General features: G+C 68.3%; 16 protein-coding genes and 2 tRNA genes. 11 read left to right on the top strand and 7 right to left on the bottom strand.

Annotated features, from left to right (window positions below; all coding sequences use genetic code 11):
• Positions 1-117 precede the first annotated feature (117 nt).
• Both GD1_RS00780 and GD1_RS00775 read left to right on the top strand, forming a co-directional pair.
• The gene (locus GD1_RS00780; protein WP_059035025.1) at positions 118-468 is read left to right on the top strand and encodes a GntR family transcriptional regulator; all 351 of its coding nucleotides are present in this window, start codon (positions 118-120) and stop codon (positions 466-468) included.
• The gene (locus GD1_RS00775) at positions 465-1,475 is read left to right on the top strand and encodes a hypothetical protein (RefSeq protein WP_059035023.1); all 1,011 of its coding nucleotides are present in this window, start codon (positions 465-467) and stop codon (positions 1,473-1,475) included. Before GD1_RS00780 ends, GD1_RS00775 begins: the two co-directional genes overlap by 4 nt.
• A gap of 27 nt (positions 1,476-1,502) precedes the next feature.
• Here GD1_RS00775 and GD1_RS00770 read toward each other — a convergent pair whose 3' ends face one another.
• Positions 1,503-2,714, bottom strand: a complete 1,212-nt coding sequence (locus GD1_RS00770) for an MFS transporter (RefSeq protein WP_059035021.1) — start codon at positions 2,712-2,714, stop codon at positions 1,503-1,505.
• Positions 2,715-2,844: 130 nt separating this feature from the next.
• Here GD1_RS00770 and GD1_RS00765 point away from each other — a divergent pair, with 130 nt between their 5' ends.
• The 5 genes from GD1_RS00765 to GD1_RS00745 all read left to right on the top strand — a co-directional run bounded on the left by GD1_RS00765 (position 2,845) and on the right by GD1_RS00745 (position 6,206).
• Entirely contained in the window at positions 2,845-3,618 is a 774-nt protein-coding gene (locus tag GD1_RS00765; RefSeq protein ID WP_059035019.1) for a fumarylacetoacetate hydrolase family protein, read from the top strand.
• The gene (locus GD1_RS00760) at positions 3,615-4,445 is read left to right on the top strand and encodes an alpha/beta fold hydrolase (protein ID WP_059035017.1); all 831 of its coding nucleotides are present in this window, start codon (positions 3,615-3,617) and stop codon (positions 4,443-4,445) included. Before GD1_RS00765 ends, GD1_RS00760 begins: the two co-directional genes overlap by 4 nt.
• 30 nt (positions 4,446-4,475) lie before the next feature.
• Entirely contained in the window at positions 4,476-5,954 is a 1,479-nt protein-coding gene (gene gltX, locus GD1_RS00755) for a glutamate--tRNA ligase (RefSeq protein WP_020791045.1), read from the top strand.
• Between the two features lie 87 nt (positions 5,955-6,041).
• Positions 6,042-6,113 (top strand) — tRNA-Gln (locus GD1_RS00750).
• A gap of 20 nt (positions 6,114-6,133) precedes the next feature.
• Positions 6,134-6,206, top strand: a tRNA-Glu gene (locus GD1_RS00745).
• Positions 6,207-6,621: 415 nt separating this feature from the next.
• On the opposite strand, the gene GD1_RS00740 is transcribed toward GD1_RS00745, so the two are convergent.
• Together GD1_RS00740 and GD1_RS00735 are read right to left on the bottom strand one after the other, a co-directional pair.
• Positions 6,622-7,119 (bottom strand): PPOX class F420-dependent oxidoreductase, encoded by a 498-nt coding sequence (locus GD1_RS00740; RefSeq protein WP_020792651.1) that lies wholly within the window; start codon positions 7,117-7,119, stop codon positions 6,622-6,624.
• A 104-nt stretch (positions 7,120-7,223) separates the two neighbouring features.
• Complete coding sequence (locus tag GD1_RS00735) at positions 7,224-7,961, bottom strand: IclR family transcriptional regulator (protein WP_059035015.1); 738 nt, start codon at positions 7,959-7,961, stop codon at positions 7,224-7,226.
• Positions 7,962-8,081: 120 nt separating this feature from the next.
• Between GD1_RS00735 and leuC the strand changes: the two genes are divergently transcribed.
• The 3 genes from leuC to GD1_RS00720 all read left to right on the top strand — a co-directional run bounded on the left by leuC (position 8,082) and on the right by GD1_RS00720 (position 10,923).
• Complete coding sequence (gene leuC / locus GD1_RS00730; RefSeq protein WP_059035013.1) at positions 8,082-9,509, top strand: 3-isopropylmalate dehydratase large subunit; 1,428 nt, start codon at positions 8,082-8,084, stop codon at positions 9,507-9,509.
• A gap of 93 nt (positions 9,510-9,602) precedes the next feature.
• Entirely contained in the window at positions 9,603-10,196 is a 594-nt protein-coding gene (gene leuD / locus GD1_RS00725; protein ID WP_020790821.1) for a 3-isopropylmalate dehydratase small subunit, read from the top strand.
• A gap of 181 nt (positions 10,197-10,377) precedes the next feature.
• On the top strand, positions 10,378-10,923 hold the full coding sequence (locus GD1_RS00720; RefSeq protein WP_059035011.1) for an HU family DNA-binding protein: 546 nt from the start codon (positions 10,378-10,380) through the stop codon (positions 10,921-10,923).
• Positions 10,924-11,122: 199 nt separating this feature from the next.
• Here GD1_RS00720 and GD1_RS00715 read toward each other — a convergent pair whose 3' ends face one another.
• Genes GD1_RS00715 through cofC form a run of 3 tightly spaced genes read right to left on the bottom strand, consistent with a single transcriptional unit; the run spans position 11,123 to position 15,081 of the window.
• A complete protein-coding gene (locus tag GD1_RS00715) occupies positions 11,123-12,055 on the bottom strand; it encodes an NUDIX hydrolase (protein WP_053776624.1) in 933 nt (310 codons plus the stop codon).
• A gap of 55 nt (positions 12,056-12,110) precedes the next feature.
• Positions 12,111-14,297 carry an RNA degradosome polyphosphate kinase gene (locus tag GD1_RS00710; RefSeq protein ID WP_059035009.1) on the bottom strand — a complete coding sequence of 729 codons (2,187 nt, stop codon included), beginning with the start codon at positions 14,295-14,297 and terminating at the stop codon, positions 12,111-12,113.
• A gap of 22 nt (positions 14,298-14,319) precedes the next feature.
• Positions 14,320-15,081, bottom strand: coding sequence for a 2-phospho-L-lactate guanylyltransferase (gene cofC / locus GD1_RS00705; RefSeq protein ID WP_059035007.1), 762 nt, complete (start codon positions 15,079-15,081; stop codon positions 14,320-14,322).
• A 204-nt stretch (positions 15,082-15,285) separates the two neighbouring features.
• Between cofC and GD1_RS00700 the strand changes: the two genes are divergently transcribed.
• Positions 15,286-16,293, top strand: a complete 1,008-nt coding sequence (locus GD1_RS00700) for an NAD(P)H-dependent glycerol-3-phosphate dehydrogenase (RefSeq protein ID WP_059035038.1) — start codon at positions 15,286-15,288, stop codon at positions 16,291-16,293.
• A gap of 51 nt (positions 16,294-16,344) precedes the next feature.
• On the opposite strand, the gene GD1_RS00695 is transcribed toward GD1_RS00700, so the two are convergent.
• Positions 16,345-16,908: a DUF3515 domain-containing protein gene (locus GD1_RS00695; protein WP_059035005.1), complete on the bottom strand. Its 564-nt coding sequence runs from the start codon at positions 16,906-16,908 to the stop codon at positions 16,345-16,347.
• Positions 16,909-16,925: the final 17 nt, after the last annotated feature.

The following is a 16,925-nucleotide window of genomic DNA, read 5'->3' as shown; positions in this document are numbered from 1 at the left end:
GTGGGGAACGTCCTGCTCAACCGGCGGTTGGGGCGTGGCCGCGCGGCCGGAGGTCTGTCACCACTGACCAGACCGACACTACTTGTTCTAGTTCAAATAGAACTATAGGATCTGGTTGTGCTCATCCGAATCGATCCTGCCGATCGTGCTCCGATCTTCGAACAGATTGCGGCGTCGGTCCGTCGGGCCATCGCCGCCGGAGACGTGGTGCCGGGGGAGCGGTTGCCGACGGCCCGGGATCTTGCCGCCTCGCTCGAGGTGAACGTGCACACCGTGCTGCGTGGCTATCAGATGCTGCGCGACGAGGGGCTCGTCGAACTCCGGCGTGGCCGCGGTGCGGTGGTGTCCGAATCGGCGCCATCCAGGGCGGAATGGGGTGCCGCGGTCGACGCGCTGGTCGAGGTGGCGCGGCGATTCGGCGTGAGTGCAACGGAACTGACCACCGAGATCACCAGGAGGATGTCATGACCACCCCCGCGACGGGCATGCATAGCTCATCGGGACCGACACGGGCGCAACGTCTTCGGATGCTGCCGCTGGGGATCGTCCCACCGGTCGCGGCCGGTGCGGTGGCCGTGTCGTTGCTCAGCGCGTGGCGGCCGGACCTCCCCGATCCCATTGCCTCGCACTGGGGCTCCCACGGTGTCGACGGCACGAGCAGTATCACCGGTGCCATGGTGATGGCGGTGGCCGCGGCGGTGATCGGTGCGGTGATCGGCGGGGCCACCTGCTGGTGGGGTCGCGACACGCGGATCACGCGCACCGTGGTGGCGCTGGTGAACTTTCTCGCCGTGGTCATCGCCGGGATCGCCCCGTCGGTGGCGGCGGACCAGCGCGGAGTCACCGACATCGATTCGCTGTCGACGCCGGTGTGGCCGATCGTGATCACCTTCGGTGTCGCAGTGCTCGTCGCGGTGGCGTCGGCGGCACTGATCCCCACATGGACGGCTGCCGCACCGGACGCCGTCGGTGTCGCACCGCTCGGTGACCTCGCCGCCGGAGAACAGTTCTTCTGGCGCCGCAACGTCTCCACGTCGCCCTGGGCCGCCGCACTCGTCGGCGTCGTCGAACTGGTCCTGCTGATCATCGCGGTGGCGATCGGGCCGTGGTGGCTGCTGGTCCCGATCGTCGTGGTGCTGTTCTCGGCCGCCGCTCTGTGGTCGGTGCGGGTCACGGTCGACCGCAGGCAGATCGAGGTCCGGGGCATCCTCGGCCGGCCACGCCGCCGGATTCCGATGGACGACGTGGTCCGGGCCGAGGTGGTGCCGGTCCGCGCACTGGCCGACTTCGGCGGCTACGGATTCCGGCTCTCGGTGCGTGGACCCCTGCGCGGGGCACAGGGTTTCGTGCTCCGCTCCGGCCCGGGACTGCTGCTCACGCGATCCGACGGTCGACGCGACGTGGTGGTGGTCGACGACGCCGACATCGCGGCCGGACTGATCAACGCGGGCATCCGGCCGGGTGCGGACGGCTGATCGGCGCCCGGCCGACCGGTGACCGGGTCAGGCCACCGGCTCCAGCTCGGGTACCGGGTCGGCGGGCACCAGGGGGATGGCGACAAGCGGTGCGGCAGCACCGATCAGGAACGCGATCGGGAAGCCGGCCGCGGTGATCACCGCACCGAAGGCGGGAGTGATCGCCGCCGTCGCCAGATACTGTGCGGTGTTCTGCACCGCGAGACCGCGTCCGCTCCACCGCGGTCCGGCGAACTCGGCGATCGCGGTGAAGGCCAGCCCGTTGTCGGCGACGCTGACGATGGAGGCCACCATCATGATCGCCACCGCCGCCGGGGTGTCGAGCCAATCGGTGAGGGCCAATGCGGCCATCGCCAGTGCCGCGACCGAGGCGATCACCCGGATCGGTCGCATCCGCGACAACCAGGCATCCGACCACCGGCCGGCGGCGATCCGGCCCAGCGCACCCACGGTCTGCGTCACGGTGACCATCAGCCCCGCCGACGCCGGCGACCAGTGCTTGGCGACGATCAGCCACGTGGGGACAAAGGTCCACAGCATCGACTGCGGGATGACGAGCAACACGCTCACCGCGTGCACACGCGCCAGGAACGAACTGCGACGGTACGGATTGGGCTGGGGCTCGCCGGCGGCGGCACCGCCCGGCCGGGCCGGGGGATCGACGATCCCGACGATGCACACCAGCAACCCGATCCCGGTCACCACCGCGGGCACGATCAATGCAGCGGCGATCCCGTTCCGTGCGGCGATCACCGGCATCGTCAACGCGCAGACCGCGATCCCCAACGGCTGGGCCATCTGCCGCACGCCCATCGCGGTTCCGCGCTGTCGGGGTGGGAACCACCCGACGACGATCCGGCCACTCGCGCCGTTGGCCGCACCCGACCCGAGTCCGCCGACGAACAGGCAGACCGCCAGTACCCAGTGCGGTGCGTGTGCCCACGCGGCGGCCAGGGTCGTCAGCGCACCGACAAACGTGATGGTCAACGAGATCATCAGGATCAGCCGCTCGCCGTGACGGTCGAGCAGCACACCCCAACCCAGGATCGCCAGCATCAGTCCGACGGTCGGGATGGTCGCCAGCACCGAGGCATCGGTGATGGACATGCCGTCGGAGTGCAGCGCCGGGATGAGATAGGCGAAGCCGCTCACCACGCAGGTCGTGGTCATGGCCGCGATCAGCGAGCACACGAGCATGACCCACCTGCGGGTGGCTCCGACGGATTCGACGGCTTCCATGACACCTCCTGGCGATCGCGACTGTCTCACATAATGAAACAGAATGTTCACATTGTAGAACGGTGTCACGTGGTGCGACCAATCGACGTCTCGCAGTGTGGACATCGTCGCGTGCGATAGGCTTCGACCCATGCGTCTTGGTCGAATCGCCAGTCCCGACGGTGTCGCCTTTGTCTCCCTGGAGGACTCCGAGAACGGGGTCATCGCCAAGGAGATCGCCGAACACCCCTTCGGCACACCGACCTTCACCGGTCGGTCGTGGCCGCTCGCCGATGTCCGGCTCCTCGCCCCGATCCTCGCCTCCAAGGTGATCTGCATCGGCAAGAACTACGCCGCGCACGCGGCCGAGATGGGTGGCGAGGCACCGGCCGATCCGGTGATCTTCATCAAGCCCAACACCTCGATCATCGGTCCCGAGGTGCCGATCGTGCGACCGCCGTCCTCCGAGCGGGTGGACTTCGAGGGTGAGCTCGCAGTGGTGATCGGCCGCCCCTGCAAGGACATCTCGGCCGCCAAGGCCGCCGACGTCATCCTCGGCTACACCGTCGCCAACGACGTCACCGCCCGTGATCAGCAGGCGATCGACGTGCAGTGGACGCGCGCCAAGGGGTATGACACCTTCTGTCCGCTCGGGCCGTGGATCGAGACCGACTTCGACCCCTCGGATGTGGAACTCGTCACCGAACTCGACGGTGTCGTCAAGCAGCGCAGCCGAACCTCGTTGATGTTGCACGACATCGGCGAGATCGTGGAGTGGATCTCCCGCGTGATGACCCTGCTCCCCGGTGACGTGATCCTCACCGGTACCCCGGAGGGGATCGGGCCGATGGTTGCCGGACAACGGGTTTCGGTCACCGTCTCCGGGTTGGGCACGCTCACCAACCCGGTGGTGGACAAACCGTGACCGCACCCGCGCCGCAGAAGGCCCGGATCAACGGGATCGACATCTCCTACGAGGTGGCCGGTTCCGGTCCGCTCGTCGTGATGGTGATGGGCACCGGCAGTCCGGGGCGGGTCTGGAAGGCCAACCAGTTGCCCGCGCTGCGTAAGGCCGGCTACCGGGTGGCGCTCTTCGACAACCGCGGGATCGCGCCGTCGTCGGAGTGTGCCGACGGATTCACCCTCGACGACATGGTCGCCGACACCGCAGGTCTGATCGAGCACCTCGGCGACGGGCCGGCGTTCGTCATCGGTACCTCGCTCGGTGCGCGCATCACCCAGGAACTCGCGCTCGCGCGCCCCGATGTGGTGCGCGGTGCGGTGATGTTGGCCACCTATGGTCGCAGCACCCCACTGCAGCAGGCGTTCTCGGCCGGGGAGCGGGCGCTCTACGACCAGAAGATCACTCTGCCCAGCGAGTACGAGGCCGCGATCACCGCGCACATGAACCTCTCGCCGCACACGCTCGCCGACGATCGTTCCGCGCGGGACTGGCTCGACATCATCGGGTTCTCGCCGCAGACGGTGACGCCGGGTGTGCGTGCCCAGCTCGAACTGCACACCGGGGAGACCTCGCGGCTCGACGCCTACCGGGCGATCACGGTGCCGTCGCTGGTCGTCGGATTCGCCGACGACCGTACGCTTCCGGTGTTCCTGGCCCGTGAGGTGGCCGACGCGATCCCGGCGGCGGAGTATGCCGAGGTCGCCCGCGCCGGACACTTCGGGTATCTGGAGCAGCCGGCCGAGGTCAACGGATTGATCATCGACTTCTGTAACCGACACTGGGACTGAGCGCTCGCCGGGTTCGATACCCTGAGGGCCATGACCAGTTCCGATGCAGTCCGTGTCCGATTCTGTCCGTCGCCGACCGGGACCCCGCACGTCGGCATGGTGCGAACGGCGTTGTTCAACTTCGCGCAGGCGCGCCATGACAAGGGCACCTTCGTCTTTCGGATCGAGGACACCGACGCCGCCCGCGACAGCCAGGAGTCGTACGACGCGATCCTCGAATCGCTGCGCTGGCTGGGTCTGGACTGGGACGAGGGCCCCGAGGTCGGCGGACCCTACGGGCCGTACCGGCAGTCCGAGCGGCGCGACATCCATCTCGACGTGGTGGCCCGACTGCTCGCCGCGGGCGAGGCATATGAGGCCTTCTCCAGTCCCGAGGAGGTGGAGGCACGTCACCGTGCCGCCGGCCGCGACCCGAAGCTCGGCTACGACAACTTCGACCGCGACCTGACCGACGAGCAGCGCGAGGCCTATCGCGCCGAGGGTCGCAAACCCGTTGTGCGACTGCGGATGCCGAATCGGGATCTGTCCTGGGACGACCTGGTTCGCGGCACCACCACGATCAAGGCCGGGACCGTTCCCGACTTCGCCCTCACCCGCGCGAACGGCGACCCGCTCTACACCCTGGTCAATCCGGTCGACGACGCGATGATGAAGATCACCCACGTGCTCCGTGGTGAGGACCTGCTGTCGTCGACGCCGCGGCAGATCGCGCTGTACGAGGCGCTCATGCGTATCGGTGTGGCCGAGGCCGTCCCGGAGTTCGGTCATCTGCCGTTCGTGATGGGCGAGGGCAACAAGAAGCTCTCCAAGCGTGACCCGCAGTCCAACCTGCTGCACCACCGCGACCGCGGCTTCCTCCCCGAGGGGCTGCTCAACTACCTGGCGCTGCTCGGCTGGGGCTACTCGGGCGACTCCGACGTGTTCACCCTCGAGCAGATGATCGAGGCGTTCGACGTCCATCAGGTCAACTCCAACCCGGCGCGCTTCGACCAGAAGAAGGCCGACGCGATCAATGCCGAGCACATCCGGATGCTCGATCTCGGCGACTTCGCCGGCCGGCTGAAGGCGTATCTGATCGGGCACGGGCACCTCGCGGAGCCGGTCGACGACGCGAGCTTCACCGCGATCGCCGAGCTCGTCCAGACGCGTATCCAGGTGCTCGGTGAGGCCTGGGCGCTGATGTCGTTCCTCTACGTCTCCGACGCCGACTTCACGATCGACGAGAAGTCCGCCTCGAAGAACCTCGGTGCCGACGCGGTGCCGGTGCTCGACGCCGCCATCGCCGCTGTGGACGCCCTCGAGGCCTGGGACACCACCGCGCTGCACGATGCGCTCAACGGGGCCCTGGTGGACGATCTGGGCCTCAAACCGCGCAAGGCCTTCGGTCCAGTGCGTGTCGCGGTGACCGGTTCGCAGGTGAGCCCGCCGTTGTTCGAGTCGATGGAGCTGCTCGGCCGGGAGAAGTCGCTGGCCCGCCTGCGTTCAGGCCGGGATTTGGCTGCAAAATAGCCTCTCACCAGGCGATTTGTAGTTTAGGGGTAGGTCTCTGCTAATCTTTCGGAGGTCCTTTTCCGAAGGGAAAAAGGGAAAAACCCTTGGGGTATGGTGTAATTGGCAACACAGCTGATTCTGGTTCAGCCATTCTAGGTTCGAGTCCTGGTACCCCAGCGAGACCACACAAGGTCCATGGCCCCGTCGTCTAGCGGCCTAGGACGCCGCCCTCTCAAGGCGGTAGCGCGGGTTCGAATCCCGTCGGGGCTACACCTGAAGGTCCCCTTCCCGGTTCACCGGGAAGGGGACCTTCGTCTTTGTCGGGGTGTGTCGAACCGGTCGGGTCCATCCATCGTGATCGTCGTCGACTCGCACGGATGGTCGATTCGCGCGGGCGATGCCGGCGGCGGCCGCGCGGGCCCACCGAGCGCCGGCCAGGATGCCCGGCCGCCGAGACCTTCGTCACAGCGATCGCACATGGCCCGTCCGGTTGCACGGCATCCGCCACCCCCGCGCCCGTCCGAAGGCCGGTATCCGGATCGGTCTGCACGCCCCGAAGACGTGGGGCCGATGTGGGCACCGATCGTCACCGCCGTCATCGCGTGCCCGTCCGAAGGCCGGTATCGCGGTGGTGCCGGTCGATATGGGTGGTGACGACGGCGACGGACGGTACCGCGATCCGGGTCTAGTGGAACTCGGCGGTGGAACCGGACACCGGCATCGGGGGCAGTCCGAGCTTGCGGTGATCCCAGGAGCGGGTGCGTTCGCCGATCATCCGCACCGCCACGCGCTTGTGCATCATCTGGTCGACGAAGGGCCGTGACTCCTCGGTGTACGGACCGGTGTAGCGCTCCCAGACCGAGATGCCGATCTGCAGACACGAATCGGGGTCGTCGAGGATCTCCGCGGTGCCCTCGATGGCGACGCCGCGCAAGGTGTCGTAGGTGTCGCCGTCCTCGATCAGTACCGAACACCGGCCATTGCGGCGCAGATTCACCGCCTTCTGGGACTTGGCCTTGGTCTCGAACCAGATCTCACCGTCGATCACGCCGTACCACATGGCCACCAGATGGATCGCGCCGTCGGGGCCGGTGGTGGCCAGGGTCGCGGTGCGGCTACGGGCGATGAACTCGGCGATCTCGTTGTCGGACATGGTGATCTGTCCGCGCTGATTGACTCCCATGTGACGACGCTAACGCAAAGCCCCTGATGCGACCAGGTATTCGTGCACGCGCAGCCGGCCGGTGACGGTTGTCTGGTGCAACCGCCGCGACCGGCCCGGCCCGGTCAGCCCGGCGTACCCGGCTGCAGGCGCTTCTGGATGGCCTCGGCGGCGGCGAGCAGATCGGCGGCCCAGCGGGCGCCGGGGCGCCGGCCCATCCGGTCGATCGGCCCCGACACCGAGATCGCAGCCACCACATCGCCACCGGCGTCCCGTACCGGAGCCGAGACACTTGCCACACCCGCGGCCCGTTCGCCGGCGCTCTGAGCCCAACCGCGGCGCTGGATCTCGTGCAGGGCACGGTCACTGAAGACGCTGTCGGTGACCAGGGCCCGCAGGATCGACGGCTCGGCCCATGCGGCGAGCACCTTGGCCGCCGACCCGGCCGTCATCGGGAAGCGGGTGCCCACCGGGACGGTGTCGCGCAGCCCCGTCGGCGGCTCCATCGCCGCGATGCACACACGCTCGGAGCCCTCGCGCCGGTACACCTGCACCGATTCGCCGGTGATCTCCCGGAGTCGGGGCAGCACCATCAAAGCCGCCTCGCGGACGGGATCGTGTGCCGACGAGGCGAGTTCGCCGAGTGCGGGGCCCGGGTACCAGCGTCCGGCGGCGTTGCGGGCCAGTAGGCGGTGCGTCTCGAGCCCGACGGCCAGACGATGTGCGGTGGCGCGTGGCAGGCCGGTTCGCTCGCACAACTCGGTGAGGTTGCACGGGGCGTCGGCGATCGCTCGCAGAACGGTCATCGATTTGTCGAGAACACCGATTCCGCTCGCGGGTGCCGTTGCGCTATCCTTTCCCATAGGGCGATACTAACCGTCCAGATAGTGAGATGCACATATCGGCGCGGATTCAGCCCGGAACCGCCGGCGCCGGTATGTGACGCCAAACAGTGTGTACCGAGACAGTTTGCGAGTGCAGCCATGACGAACAGCCCCACCAAGCCACGGACCCTGGCCGAGAAGGTCTGGGACGACCACGTGGTCGTGAGCGGTAGTGCCAACGGTGGTCAGGACCCCGACCTGATCTACATCGATCTCCACCTGGTGCACGAGGTGACCAGCCCCCAGGCCTTCGAGGGCCTGCGTCTCGCCGGACGCCCCGTGCGCCGTCCCGATCTCACGATCGCGACCGAGGACCACAACGTCCCGACCCTCAACATCAACGAGGCGATCGCCGATCCGGTCTCGCGGACCCAGGTCGAGACCCTGCGCCACAACTGCGCGGAGTTCGGCATCCGCCTGCACCCGATGGGCGACGCCGAGCAGGGCATCGTGCACGTGGTGGGACCGCAGCTGGGACTGACCCAGCCCGGCATGACCGTCGTCTGTGGTGACAGCCACACGTCGACGCATGGCGCATTCGGTGCGCTCGCAATGGGAATCGGAACCTCTGAGGTGGAGCACGTGCTCGCCACCCAGACCCTGTCGCTGCGTCCCTTCCGGACCATGGCGATCACCGTCGACGGCGAACTGCCCGCCGGGGTGACGAGCAAGGACCTGATCCTGGCCGTGATCGCCAAGATCGGCACCGGCGGCGGCCAGGGCTATGTGCTGGAGTACCGCGGCCCGGCCATCGAGAAACTGTCGATGGAAGCGCGGATGACCATCTGCAACATGTCGATCGAGGCCGGCGCCCGCGCCGGGATGATCGCGCCGGACCAGGTGACCTACGACTTCCTGAAGGGCCGCCCGCACGCTCCGCAGGGCGCGGATTGGGATGCCGCGGTGGCCTACTGGGATTCGCTGCGCACCGACCCCGACGCCGAGTTCGACGCCGAGGTGCACATCGACGCCGCATCGCTGTCGCCGTTCGTGACCTGGGGCACCAATCCCGGTCAGGGCGCGCCCCTCTCGGCGGTCGTACCCGATCCGGCCGACTTCGGCGACGAGAACGCCTCGAGCGCCGCGGCCAAGGCCCTGCAGTACATGGACCTCACACCCGGCACCCCGCTGCGTGACATCACCGTGGACACCGTCTTCGTCGGATCGTGCACCAACGGCCGGATCGAGGATCTGCGTGCGGTGGCCGAGATCCTCAAGGACCGCACCGTTGCCGAGGGCGTACGCATGCTGGTGGTGCCCGGGTCGATGCGCGTGCGCGCACAGGCCGAGGACGAGGGGCTGGGCGAGATCTTCACCGCGGCAGGTGCCGAGTGGCGTCAGGCCGGATGCTCGATGTGCCTGGGCATGAACCCCGATCAGCTCGCGCCGGGGGAGCGTTGCGCGTCGACCTCCAACCGAAACTTCGAGGGTCGGCAGGGCAAGGGCGGCCGGACCCACCTGGTGTCGCCCGCCGTGGCCGCGGCCACCGCGGTCCGCGGCACGCTGTCGTCGCCGGCGGATCTGTAGATCGGCGGGGTCGTCGGCCGTTAGGTATGCGAACGGCTCGCCGGCCCGGATCACCACCGCCATCAGTCTTTTCATCTCGTAAGGATCACAACGATGCAACCGTTCATCACCCACACCGGGATCGGCGTCCCGCTGCGCCGGAGCAACGTCGACACCGACCAGATCATCCCCGCGGTCTACCTGAAGCGCGTCACCCGAACCGGATTCGAGGACGGGCTGTTCGCCGGATGGCGTACCGACCCCGACTTCATCCTCAACGTCGAGCCCTGGAGCCGCGGCTCGGTGCTCGTCGCCGGACCCGACTTCGGGACCGGGTCTTCCCGTGAGCACGCGGTGTGGGCCCTGTCGGACTTCGGTTTTCGGGTCGTCATCTCGTCCCGCTTCGCCGACATCTTCCGCGGCAACGCCGGAAAGGCCGGACTCGTGGCCGCCCAGGTCGAGCAGCCCGACGTCGAACTGCTGTGGAAGCGGCTCGAGGAGCAGCCGGGTCTGGAACTGACTGTGAGCCTTCCCGACCGGACCGTGACCGCGGGAGACCTCGTGGTCCCGTTGACAATTGACGACTACACCCGGTGGCGTCTGATGGAGGGTCTGGACGACATCGGACTGACATTGCGCCAGGTAGAGGCCATTTCCGAGTACGAGGGCCACCGTCCGTCGTTCAAGCCGGTGACCCTTCCGGGCTGATCTCTCCCGCCCCTCTGCCGGGCCCGCCCGCATCGACGGGAACGTGATTGCGGCCTCATGTTTTTCGCAACACGTCCCGTCGATTGGCGTGGAAGATGGACGTTTTCGTCTTCGACGTTTACCGTGTGGGGATAGCTGGCCATGTCAAGATGCAGCCAGAACAGCTTGCGGAGGTAACCCCATGAACAAGGCAGAGCTCATCGATGAGCTGACCAAGAAGCTCGACGCAGATCGCAAGACCGCCACAGCCGCGGTCGAGCTGGTCGTCGACACCATCGTCCGCGCGGTCAACCGCGGGGAGAGCGTGACCATCACCGGCTTCGGTGTCTTCGAGAAGCGTCGTCGCGCACCGCGCGTCGCGCGCAACCCGCGTACCGGCGAGACCGTGAAGGTCAAGGCCACCTCGGTGCCGGCCTTCCGTCCGGGCGCCCAGTTCAAGGCAGTCGTCGCGGGCAAGCAGAAGCTGACCGCCGCCGGCCCGGCCGTCAAGCGCGGCAGCGGCACCACCACCATGGCGGCCAAGAAGACCACCGCGGCAAAGAAGACCGCCGCCAAGAAGACCACCGCCGCAGCCAAGAAGGCCCCGGCCAAGACCACTGCGGCCAAGCGGACCACCACGGCGGCCAAGAAGGCTCCGGCCAAGAAGACCACCACGGCGGCCAAGAAGACCACCGCGGCAAAGAAGACCGCTGCCAAGAAGGCTCCGGCCAAGCGCACGCGTCGCTGATCTCTCGACGGTACGCCCGTCGGCCAGCTCGACCCACCCCTGACGAACTTCCCTCGTCAGGGGTGAGTTGCGTTGTGGGCACGGATCTGTGACGGGACCGCGATGAACCGGACGCCCGGACCTCCCGGGACCATCTGTGCGGCGGGCGAGGGCGCTGCAACGCCGCGAGGTGGCCCCGCCGGGCGAGGCCACCTCGGGATCAGTCCGCCTCGTGCGGCAGCGGGCTCTCGATGTGGTCGGCGGCCTGCAGGCGCCCACCGCTGGTGAACAGCACCCAGATGCTTCCCTTGCGATTGCGTGCGGCGGGAACGGTGACGCCGTCGCGCTCGGACCACCAGTCGAGCAGCGGCGGGATCACCTTGCCCTGACTGCACACCGCGCGCACCACACCGTCATCGGTGCCGGCGAGCTCGACGATGCGGTCGCGGCCGGGCCCGGGCTCGTCCCGATAGGCCTCCTCCGACAGCGTCGGTTCGGAGCCGATCCCCACTCCCAGTGCGGCGGCAGCCGGTTCGAGGGTCTGTACGCAGCGCACCCGGTCGGCAGCGCTCAGCGCGCTCACCCCGAACGCCGACAGGATCGGCACCAGCGCCTGTGCCTGACGGCGGCCGGTCTTGTCGAGCGGGCGGGTCCGGTCGTCGCCCTTGTACCGGGAACGGCGGCCCGCCATCGCATGCCGGACCAGCAGCAGCGGGGTGAGGTCGAGCGGCAACCGGGTGAACTCGTGCAGGACCTTGCGATCGAGCCGATAGCTCAGCCGTGCCTGCGCGCTCTCGATGTCGAACCACTCGAGCACGTCCACCTCGTGATTGGGCTCGAACTCGCCACCCACCGCCTCGGCCGACCAGTACCGGACATGCTTGCGGCCGTTGGCGAGGTCATAGCTCACCTTGGTCAGGTGCCGGCCCAGCCGTACCGCGTGACCGGTCTCCTCGGCGAGCTCGCGTACCGCCGTGGCGATCAGGGTCTCGCCCGGATCCTGCTTGCCCTTGGGCAGCGTCCAGTCGTCGTAGCGCGGGCGGTGCACCAATCCGATCCGCACCGCCTCGCCGTCCCGACGCCAGAGCACACCGCCGGCCGCCCAGATCGTCCTGCCGTTGTTCTTCGGAGAATCCGTGTGTGTCTTGGACATCGGCGGCAACCCTATGCGGCCCGGGTTACCGGTCGGTGACCGGGACGCGACCGGTTCATTTGCCGGAGTTGCGGCGACGGTTGCGGCGCATCATCTCCCGCTGGTGATCACGCACCTCCTCGCCCGCGGCGGGGGAGGCCAGCCAGCTGCCGTCGGACTGCAGGATCCAGCACCGGGTCCGGGGGTCGAGCGCGGAGGCGAAGATGTCCTCGAGTTCACCGGTGAGCCGCTCGTCGCGCACCTGCACCATCACCTCGATACGGCGATCGAGGTTGCGGTGCATCATGTCTGCCGAGCCGATCCAGTACTCGTCCTGGGCGCCGAAGTACAGCACCCGTGAATGCTCCAGGAACTGACCGAGAATCGACCGGACGACGATGCTGTCACTGATCCCGGGCATCCCCGGCCGCAACGCGCAGATGCCGCGGACGACGATCTCCACCGGCACCCCGCTCTGCGAGGCGCGGTAGAGCGCGTCGATCACCTGCTCGTCGACCAGGGCGTTGGCCTTCAGCCGGATCCGTGCGCGCTCGTCGCCGGCATTGTGGGCGGCGATCTCCCGGTTGATCCGCTCGATGATCCCCGACCGGATCCCGTGCGGCGCCACCAGGATGTTGCGGTACTCCTTCTTTCGGGAGTAGCCGGTGAGGGTGTTGAACAGGTCGGTGAGATCGGCGCCGATGTCGGGGGCGGCGGTGAGCAAGCCCACATCCTCGTAGGCGCGTGCGGTCTTGGGGTTGTAGTTGCCGGTACCGATATGGCAGTAGCGGCGGATGGTCGACCCCTCGCGCCGCACGACCAGACACGTCTTGCAGTGTGTCTTCAATCCGACCAGGCCGTAGACGACGTGGACGCCGGCCTGCTCGAGTTGCCGTGCCCACTTGATGTTGGCCTGCTCGTCGAAGCGGGCCTTGATCTCCACAAGTGCCACAACCTGTTTGCCGGCTTCTGCGGCGTCGATCAGGGCGTTGACGATGGGGGAGTCGCCGGAGGTGCGGTAGAGCGTCTGCTTGATCGCGAGCACCTGGGGGTCGGCGGCCGCCTGCTCGATGAACCGCTGCACACTCGTCGAGAACGAGTCGTACGGGTGGTGCACCAGCACGTCGCCCTCACGCAGCGTGGAGAACACGCTCTTGGGTGTCTCGCGCTCCCCGAACGCCGGATGCGTCGACGGGACGAACGGGCGGTCCTTGAGCGTCGGCCGGTCGAGACCGTAGATCTCGAACAGCGACGACAGGTCGAGCAGTCCCGGTACCTGGATCACGTCGGCCGGGTTCACGTCGAGCTCGCGCAGCAACAGCTCGAGCATGTGCTCACTCATGTCGTCGGCCACCTCGAGGCGGACCGGCGAACCGAAACGGCGGCGGGCGAGTTCGCGCTCGAGGGCCTGCAGCAGATCCTCGTCGCGGTCTTCCTCCACCTCGAAATCCGCATTTCGGGTGATCCGGAAGACGTGGTGCTCAACGATTTCCATCTCGGGGAAGAGATGCTGGAGGTTGGCCGCGATCAGGTTCTCCATCGGCAGCAAGACCGCCGGATGATGGCCGCGTGAGTCGGCGGGCGTCGACCCCGGGGTCAGCTGGTCGACCCGGACGAAGCGATTCACGTTGTCCGGGACCTTGACTCGGGCGAAGTGCTCGCCGCCCTCGTTGGCGTCCTTGACCGTGACCGCCAGGTTCAGCGACAGGCCACTGATATAGGGGAACGGGTGGGCCGGGTCGACGGCGAGGGGCGTGAGCACCGGGAAGACCTGCTCGTGGAAGTACTCCACCATCCGACGCTGCTGATCGGCGTCGAGCTCCGACCACGACACCACGTGGATGGCGTTGGCGGCCAGAGACGGACGCACCGAGTCGAGGAACACCCGGGCATGACGGTCGGCGAGCGTCTGGGTGCGGCCGGCGATCCGCAACAACTGCTCGCGCGGGGAGAGACCGTCGGCCGAGCGCACCGACAGCCCGGTCTCGTCGCGGCGCTTGAGGCCGGCCACGCGGACCATGAAGAACTCGTCGAGGTTCGAGGCGAAGATCGCGAGGAACTTCGCACGCTCGAGCAACGGCAGCGAGGTGTCCTCGGCGAGGGCCAGGACACGTGAATTGAAGTCGAGCCAGCTGAGTTCGCGGTTGAGGTACCGGTCCTCGGGCAGATCGGCGGACTCGTCGGGCGTCAGGGTGGCGGCCGGCGGTGCGCCCGGGATCGGGGTGGTGGCGGCCAGGGAGGCGAGTTCGTCAGGGCTCACCATTCAATGATGGACCATCCGGTCGTCACCGGGCCGGGCGACCGGTGAAACTCGTGGCGAGGACCTCACGGGTGTGTGTGCCGACGCCGAGTGCGACCGCGGCATCGAGGTCGGCGGCGGTGTCGACGTCGGTGCGCAGTTCGGTCCAGCGTCGTCGTGCCGGGTCGAGTTCGACCGCACCGGAGCGTCGGTGTGCCGCTGCCGAATCCACGCCGAACGCCGGGGCGTCGGCCGCGACGATCGGCCGGATCAGCAGTGCGGTCCCGTCGCCGTCGGCGTCGGCGAGCAGCGCGGCCCGGTGTGCACTCGCGGCGCCGAGCACCTCGGCGAGGGCGGTGCCGGTGGCGGCGGGCAGATCGGCCTGCACCATCATCGCCATGCGCAGCCGGGGGTGTCGGGCCCGCAGCCATGCCGCACCCTGCAGGTAGGCCAGGTTCAGCGAGGGCCGCGGATGCTGCTGTTCACGCAGCCCGGCGGCCCCGGTGCGGGCCACGGTCCGCAGCACGTCGTCGTCGGGGGTCACCACCACGATCGGACCGACGCCCGCGGCGGACACCGCGGCCACCGTGTCGAGCAGCATCGCGAGCACCAGGTCCCGGTGTGCCGGAGTGGTATCCGGGTCCTCCGGTGGCCGGCTGGCCGCCAGCCGGGTCTTCGCGCCGTCGAGGTGTTTGACCGCCAGCACCGCCCCGACGTCGTCGATCCCCCAACCGGTGGCGGAGTGCCCGGTCGACGACGGTGCCCTCGCACCGGCGGGGACACCGACGTGTCCGTCGTTCGACCTCATGCGTCCATGATGCCCACCCACCGCCGGACGCACGGCGCGGCCCCTGGCGTGCGGGTCGCCGGCAGCGCGAGCGGCATCCGACGATGCGGTCTGGGCACCTGCCGATCCACCGCACCTGGGCAATCCCGGTCGATGGGCGGCGACGGCGGACTAGGGTGTGACTCACTGTCGTTTCGTGACTGTCGATGCGTGGAGGGTGCGGACGTGCGTGCTGTGGTGATGGGGGCCGGGTCGTGGGGGACGGCGGTCGCGAAGATCTTGGTGGACGCGGGGACCCCGACGACGATCTGGGCGCGGCGTCCGGAACTGGCGGCGCAGATCGACGCCGAACACACCAACACCGACTATCTGTCCGGGATCACGCTGCCCGCCGGGCTGCATGCGGCCAGCGATGTCGCGGAGGTCCTGCCCGACGCCGACATCGTCGTGTGCGCGGTGCCGTCCCAGTCGTTGCGTGCCAATCTGACCGACTGGACGCCGTATCTGCGCCCGGATGCGACGTTGGTGTCGCTGGCAAAGGGTATCGAGACCAGCTCCCTGATGCGGATGAGTGAGGTCATCGCCGAGGTGACCGGCGTCGGATCGGAGCGGATCGCGGTGCTCTCGGGACCCAACCTGGCCCGCGAGATCGCCGAGGAGCAGCCGGCGGCGACGGTGATCGCCTGTCCCGACGACGCCCGCGCGCGGGCGCTGCAGGATGCGTTCAAGAACGCCTACTTCCGTCCGTACACCAACACCGACGTCGTGGGATGTGAGATCGGCGGGGCGGTGAAGAACGTGATCGCCCTGGCGTGCGGGATGGCCGGCGGCGTCGGGTTCGGTCAGAACACCCTCGCCACGATCATCACCCGCGGGCTCGCCGAGACCATCCGCCTGGGCATCACCCTGGGCGCCGACATGCAGACCCTCGCCGGGCTGGCCGGGATCGGCGATCTGGTGGCCACCTGCTCGTCGCCGCTGTCGCGCAACCGGACCTTCGGTGCCCGGCTCGGGGAGGGCGCCACCATGCAGGAGGCGCAGGCGGCCACGAACGGTCAGGTCGCCGAGGGCGTCAAGTCGTGCACCTCGGTTCGTGCGCTGGCCGAGAAGCACGGGGTGTCCATGCCGCTCACCGACGCCGTCCACGGGGTGTGCCACAACGGGATGTCGGTGACCGACGCGGTGAGCTCGCTGCTCGGCCGCTCCACGAAACCCGAGGTCTACCACGACTGAGCCGCGAGACACCTTGGGTGAGGGCGCAATTGCCTCTCCCCGGGGTGGCGGCTAGCCGAAGTCGAGGGGGCCGGGGGACAGCGTGCTGCCGATCGCGGTGGACACCGCGGTGATTGAGGCGTTGCCGGCCGAGACCGGAACCCACAGCGCCACATACGGACGGTGATCGACGCAGACATAGGCCTGCCCGCGTCCCTCCTCGGTGTCGGTGATGAACCACTGCACGTTGTTCACCGCCTGCAGGCGACTGTCGGGGGCCAGGCCGCTCGGGCGGTCCACCCCGCAGCGCACGACGATCGGGTCACCCTCGTCGGCCGACCAGATCGCGCGGTCGCCGTCGACACTCTTGGAACCGAAGCCCTCGAACGAACCGGGCAGGCCGGCGAGGAACTGTGCGCACTGGTCGTCCACCGTCGACGCCGCCGCATATCCGTCGACCGGCGTCGACTCGTCCTGATCGGCCTTCAGCGCCGCGAACGTGATGAATCCGACGATGACCATCACCGGGATGGTGATCAGGGTGGCGATCAGTGCCGGGCTCAGCCGCGGACCCGACGGGGAATCGGGGGACGGGGTCTGGTCCGTGTCGTCGGGTGTGTCATCAGCAGAACTCACGGCTTCACCCTAGGGCA

It is taken from the genome of Gordonia desulfuricans NBRC 100010, from assembly GCF_001485495.1.
Lineage (GTDB): Bacteria > Actinomycetota > Actinomycetes > Mycobacteriales > Mycobacteriaceae > Gordonia > Gordonia desulfuricans.
The sequence above is the reverse complement of the archived record's forward strand: the minus strand, read 5'-3'. Positions and strand labels throughout refer to the sequence as shown.

What these genes read in the sequence shown, in the direction of transcription:
- cofC (WP_059035007.1), bottom strand. Translation starts at nt 15,081, where the DNA reads ATGAGGTCGAACGACGGACACGTCGGTGTCCCCGCCGGTGCGAGGGCA.
- GD1_RS00740 (WP_020792651.1), bottom strand. Translation starts at nt 7,119, where the DNA reads ATGGGAGTCAATCAGCGCGGACAGATCACCATGTCCGACAACGAGATC.
- GD1_RS00720 (WP_059035011.1), top strand. Translation starts at nt 10,378, where the DNA reads ATGAACAAGGCAGAGCTCATCGATGAGCTGACCAAGAAGCTCGACGCA.
- GD1_RS00715 (WP_053776624.1), bottom strand. Translation starts at nt 12,055, where the DNA reads ATGTCCAAGACACACACGGATTCTCCGAAGAACAACGGCAGGACGATC.
- GD1_RS00735 (WP_059035015.1), bottom strand. Translation starts at nt 7,961, where the DNA reads ATGGGAAAGGATAGCGCAACGGCACCCGCGAGCGGAATCGGTGTTCTC.
- leuD (WP_020790821.1), top strand. Translation starts at nt 9,603, where the DNA reads ATGCAACCGTTCATCACCCACACCGGGATCGGCGTCCCGCTGCGCCGG.
- gltX (WP_020791045.1), top strand. Translation starts at nt 4,476, where the DNA reads ATGACCAGTTCCGATGCAGTCCGTGTCCGATTCTGTCCGTCGCCGACC.
- GD1_RS00770 (WP_059035021.1), bottom strand. Translation starts at nt 2,714, where the DNA reads ATGGAAGCCGTCGAATCCGTCGGAGCCACCCGCAGGTGGGTCATGCTC.
- GD1_RS00765 (WP_059035019.1), top strand. Translation starts at nt 2,845, where the DNA reads ATGCGTCTTGGTCGAATCGCCAGTCCCGACGGTGTCGCCTTTGTCTCC.
- GD1_RS00710 (WP_059035009.1), bottom strand. Translation starts at nt 14,297, where the DNA reads ATGGTGAGCCCTGACGAACTCGCCTCCCTGGCCGCCACCACCCCGATC.
- leuC (WP_059035013.1), top strand. Translation starts at nt 8,082, where the DNA reads ATGACGAACAGCCCCACCAAGCCACGGACCCTGGCCGAGAAGGTCTGG.
- GD1_RS00775 (WP_059035023.1), top strand. Translation starts at nt 465, where the DNA reads ATGACCACCCCCGCGACGGGCATGCATAGCTCATCGGGACCGACACGG.